This window comes from Polaribacter litoreus, assembly GCF_054584775.1.
On sequence record NZ_JBTLRD010000040.1, the window covers coordinates 1 to 4,781 of the forward strand.

5 protein-coding genes are annotated in these 4,781 nt (G+C 27.2%); all 5 read left to right on the forward strand.

Features of this window, described 5'->3' with window-relative positions:
* Positions 1–1,119 (forward strand): tyrosine-type recombinase/integrase (locus ACW9UN_RS16745; protein WP_459487513.1); only part of this gene is annotated, 1,119 nt, incomplete at its 5' end.
* A complete protein-coding gene (locus tag ACW9UN_RS16750; RefSeq protein WP_459487514.1) occupies positions 1,116–2,084 on the forward strand; it encodes a hypothetical protein in 969 nt (322 codons plus the stop codon). The genes ACW9UN_RS16745 and ACW9UN_RS16750, both read left to right, overlap by 4 nt.
* Before the next feature lie 209 nt (positions 2,085–2,293).
* Positions 2,294–2,512, forward strand: coding sequence for a hypothetical protein (locus ACW9UN_RS16755; protein WP_459487515.1), 219 nt, complete (start codon positions 2,294–2,296; stop codon positions 2,510–2,512).
* Positions 2,513–2,523: 11 nt separating this feature from the next.
* Complete coding sequence (locus tag ACW9UN_RS16760; protein WP_459487516.1) at positions 2,524–3,558, forward strand: AAA family ATPase; 1,035 nt, start codon at positions 2,524–2,526, stop codon at positions 3,556–3,558.
* Between the two features lie 239 nt (positions 3,559–3,797).
* The gene (locus tag ACW9UN_RS16765; RefSeq protein ID WP_459487517.1) at positions 3,798–4,664 is read left to right on the forward strand and encodes a DUF6371 domain-containing protein; all 867 of its coding nucleotides are present in this window, start codon (positions 3,798–3,800) and stop codon (positions 4,662–4,664) included.
* Positions 4,665–4,781 lie beyond the last annotated feature (117 nt).

Consider the following 4,781-nt stretch of genomic DNA (forward strand, 5'->3'; position numbering starts at 1 on the left):
AAAGACAAAAAAAGTAGATATCACATTTTAATTCAACTTAAAGAAAGCTTAGAGTTTATTTTAAAAAATGGTTACAATCCGTATGAAGATAATACTTCATTGGAGGAATTTATTGAAAACCTACTTTCTACTGAACAATCTGAACAAAAGGAAACAAAAAAGAATAATACTGTTCAGAATGAAAGCCAAATAGTTACCGAAAAGAAACCTGAACTACCTACCTACTCTATTAAATCATCTTTCGAATTGGTTCTTCAAACCAAATCAAATGTTTTAAGTGCAACCTCCTATCAAAATTTTAAAGGAAGAATAAATAGGTTTAGTAAATGGTTAAATCAACAAAAAATAGATCCAAAAGGAGACATTTCTATCATCACTAAAAAAGTTGTAATACAATATTTGAATACTGTATTACAAAATTCAAGTGCTAGAAATAGAAATAACACAAGAACAGATATAAGTTCTTTATTTCAAACTTTAGAGGACAATGAAGTGATACAAGATAATTTTGTCAAGAAAATTAATGTATTAAAATCAAATCCTGAACGAAACAAAACATATACCTCTACTGAACAAAAAGAAATTTTCAAATATCTAAAAGAAAAAGAGCCTGTATTACATTTGTTTGTTCAATTTGTGTCTTACAATTACTTACGACCTGTAGAAGTTTGCCGACTAAAAATTGGTGATATCGATTTAGTTGACAAAAAAATCTATGTTAGAGCCAAAAACAAGGCTGTTAAAACGAAAATTATACCAAATATTTTAATAGAGCAACTGCCTGATATTTCCAAAATGGATAAAAACCATTATTTGTTCACTCCTACTAAAATTGGAGGGGAATGGGATACTAAAGAAAATAACAAACGTGATTATTTTTCAAAACAATTTAAAAAAGTAAAAGATCATTTTGGCTTGGGAAAAGATTACGGTTTATATAGTTTCAGACATACCTTTATTACCAAATTGTATAAAGAAATGGCTAAAACTGGGACACCTTTTGAGGTAAAAAGCAGATTAAAACTAATTACTGGACACGCAACAATGGATGCTTTAGAATTATACTTGAGAGACATAGATGCAGTATTACCAGAGGATTACTCAAATTTATTAAAATGATAAAGAAAAAATATTACAATATTTTACCCAACCAACTATATGGAACAAATAATTTAGACCTGATAGCAGATTATCTTATTGAAAAAAATATATGCGAAAGATTTATATCAAAAAGTATCTCAGGTAAATTCGAAAAGACAGATAGATTAGGAGAATGGAGCTCTAAAGGTCAATTAAGTCAAACTGATGAAATTTTAGTATACTCAAACAAAGTTACAAGAGAACTGTATACTTTTCTTTTAACTCACTATAAAGCTGGACTTGGAAAACATATTACTTTTAATTTAAAATTTTATCAAGACAAATTTGGTTTGAATTTTTTAGAAAGCAAGAAAATTGCACTAGAGTATTTTAACATTTATTATAATAATATACAAATCAATCCTAGTTTTAAATTAAAATTTGATGAAAACAGAAATATAATACCAGCTACAAACTTTGAATCACTCAAAAGGCACAAAGAATATTTGTTTTTAAATCTTGAAAGAAAATCAGAGTTAATAATTCCATATTTGGCTGGAGACAATGAATACTTTAACAGAAATCTATTTGAAAATAACTCAATGATTAGAGAAATATTTGAGTTTGAGAATAATTTAAAAATTATATTAGAATTAAATAGGAAATTTAAATTTGAAGATGATGACATTTTCACTCCTAAACCTAAATCAAAACTTATTTTTGAAGAATATTCAGACCAGTTTTATTCCTTGAAGCAAATTGAATTTGTTGTACACCAAATTGAATCAAATGAAAAAGTAAATAGAGCTTTTATTATTAGTCTTTTTGATTTTTTTAGTGGCAGTTTGAAAATAAAAACACCTTCAGCCAAACTTTTTGGAGAAATTATTAACGAACACTTTGGTTTTAATTTTAGTGAAATTGGATTAAATGGATCTGAAGGCAACAAGCACAGACAAAGAATCGAAACTTTTAAAAAAGATTGGGAGATTTTCACAAATTAGAAGCTAATTTTTAACATTTCCCAAAAAACTAAAAATTTCCCATACTTTTCCCACAAATTCCCCAAACTCCTCCCCTTTTTTATTACCCTTTGTATCACAATATTGCACCTAGTTAAATCTTGTTAATTAGGTAGTTATCTATTGATGTAAAATCACCTTACTTTTTAGCAAGCATTTATTTAACTATTAATGTTTTAAAAAAAAGTAAAATGGAAAAAACCATTAATTTTAGAATTTCAGAAGAAACTAAGCTCGAATTACAATTTATTGCAGAAGAAAAAGAAATTAAAGTATCTCATTTAATAAGAGAGATCATTTCTGATTTTATAGTTAATTACTATGACGTTGATGAAGTAATTACTATGTATAGTCAAACACCTATCGAAGTTTTTCTAGATGACTCCAATAATGATCATTTTAATCAATAAATCGATTTACTATGTTATCAGAAAAAGTCGATTTAATTATTAAGGATATTGATATCCACCAACAAAAATTGAACTCCAATACTACAGAAGCAGGTTGTTTAATTGTAAAAGAAGCGAATACTTGGGTTGATGAAGCTAAGAATAGACCTATACCTAATATGTTGTTTAGTGAACTTTGGTATGAAAATGAAGTCTGTATTTTATTTTCTGATACTAATTTAGGGAAATCAATTCTTGCTGTTCAAATAGCGGATAGTTTAAGCAAAGGTAGATCTATATATGGCTTCAAGTTAGAAGGTTCTACCAGAAAGGTATTGTATTTAGATTTTGAGTTATCTGATAAACAGTTTGAAAATCGATATTCTGATAATTTTACAAATCATTATCAATTTAATGATAATTTTTTGAGAGCTGAATTGAATACTGATTCAGGATTACCAAATCAATATAAGAATTTTGAAGAATACCTTTGTAATACTTTACCAGATAGCATCTCTAAACATCAAGCATCTATTTTAATTGTTGATAATCTTACCTATTTGAGTGGTGAAAATGAAAAAGCAAAAGATGCTTTGATACTCATGAAAACGCTAAAACAAATCTCAAGAACAAATAACGTGTCAATTTTGGTTTTAGCACATACCCCAAAAAGAGATGATAGTAAACCCATTACAAAAAATGATTTAGCAGGTAGTAAAATGTTAATGAATTTTTGTGATAGTTGTTTTACTATTGGTAAAAGCTCTCAAGACACTTCTTTAAGGTACATAAAGCAAATAAAGCAACGTAATACAGAACACATTTATGATTCTGAGAATATTTTACTGTGTAGTATAACTAAAGAAACCAATTTTTTAAAGTTTCGTTTTGAAGAATTTGATTCTGAAAAAAATCACCTACAAACTACTAACAAAAAAAACTCTGATGAAATAAATGATCAGATAAGAATGCTTGTTGCTGAAGGTCTGACAAATGAGAAAATAGGAAGTAGATTAGGGTATTCAGAATCAGGAATTAGAAGTAAAAGAAAAAAACTCAATATTTAATATGGTTGCCTCTGACGTATATAATATAGCTAAAGCTCTTCCTCAAGAAGAGTTTACTAAGCTATACAATATGCTCAGAAATGATGTTAACAAAAACAACATAAAAGTAAAGAACAAGTTACCTGAATTTACGAAAGAAGATGCCTTACGCTATTTATTGGAAAACCATATTAAAAAAAATCGCACAAATCGCACTAAATAAATAGTACGAAAAGTGCGAAAAGTGCGAATCTTATATTATGAAAAAAAATTATAAATACAGTTTAGATACGTCAAGTAAAAAGTTTGTCTGCCCAAATTGCAATAAAAAAACATTTGTAAAATTTATTGATAATGAAACCCAACAATACTTGAATCATATTGATGGTAGATGCGATAGAGAAAGTAAATGTGGTTATTTTAAAAAACCTTCTAAAAATTGTATTACAAATAATACGAATTTAGATATTAAAGTAATACAACCAACGTACCACAATCCAAACGTATTGCAACAATTTTGTAATACAAAACAACAAAGTAACTTTATAACCTATTTATTAAGCTATTTTGAAGAGCAAAAGGTCTCACAAGCAATAAATATGTATCACATTGGCACTACAAATTACTGGAAAAGTGCCACTGTTTTCTGGCAAATAGATATAAAAAATGTAATACGTGGTGGTAAAATTATGTTATACAATTGTAATACAGGAAAAAGAGAAAAACAACCATTCAATCACGTGAGCTGGATTCATAAACAATTAAAATTACCTAGTTTTGTTTTACAACAATGTTTGTTTGGTTTACATCTTATAAAAAACCTTAAAAAAGGTGATACAATTTGTATTGTTGAATCTGAAAAAACAGCCATTATAATGAGTATTCTAATACCCAATTATATTTGGTTAGCCACCGGGAGTAAAACTGGTTTTAAACAAGAATTATTACAATCCGTTAAAGGCTTTAAAATTATTGCATATCCTGATAAAACAGAATATAAAACTTGGAATGAAACATCAGAAATATTAACTAAACAAGGCTTCAATATTATATGCAGCAATTTTTTAGAAAATATTGATCTTGTAGATGGTGGAGATTTGATTGATTATTTTGAATCTAGAAAATAGCCTAAATTATAATACATTTTTTTAAAAGCGTTATTTTTTATGACACTTTCCCATCAAGTGTGTAAGTTCAAAATTACAGGATTAGATTTTTCATAGTTTAATCCTGTTTTCAAATAT

Bases quoted from the DNA above. Each gene is read 5' to 3' on its own strand.
- ACW9UN_RS16750 (WP_459487514.1), top strand. From the start codon at position 1,116: ATGATAAAGAAAAAATATTACAATATTTTACCCAACCAACTATATGGA.
- ACW9UN_RS16755 (WP_459487515.1), top strand. From the start codon at position 2,294: ATGGAAAAAACCATTAATTTTAGAATTTCAGAAGAAACTAAGCTCGAA.
- ACW9UN_RS16760 (WP_459487516.1), top strand. From the start codon at position 2,524: ATGTTATCAGAAAAAGTCGATTTAATTATTAAGGATATTGATATCCAC.
- ACW9UN_RS16765 (WP_459487517.1), top strand. From the start codon at position 3,798: ATGAAAAAAAATTATAAATACAGTTTAGATACGTCAAGTAAAAAGTTT.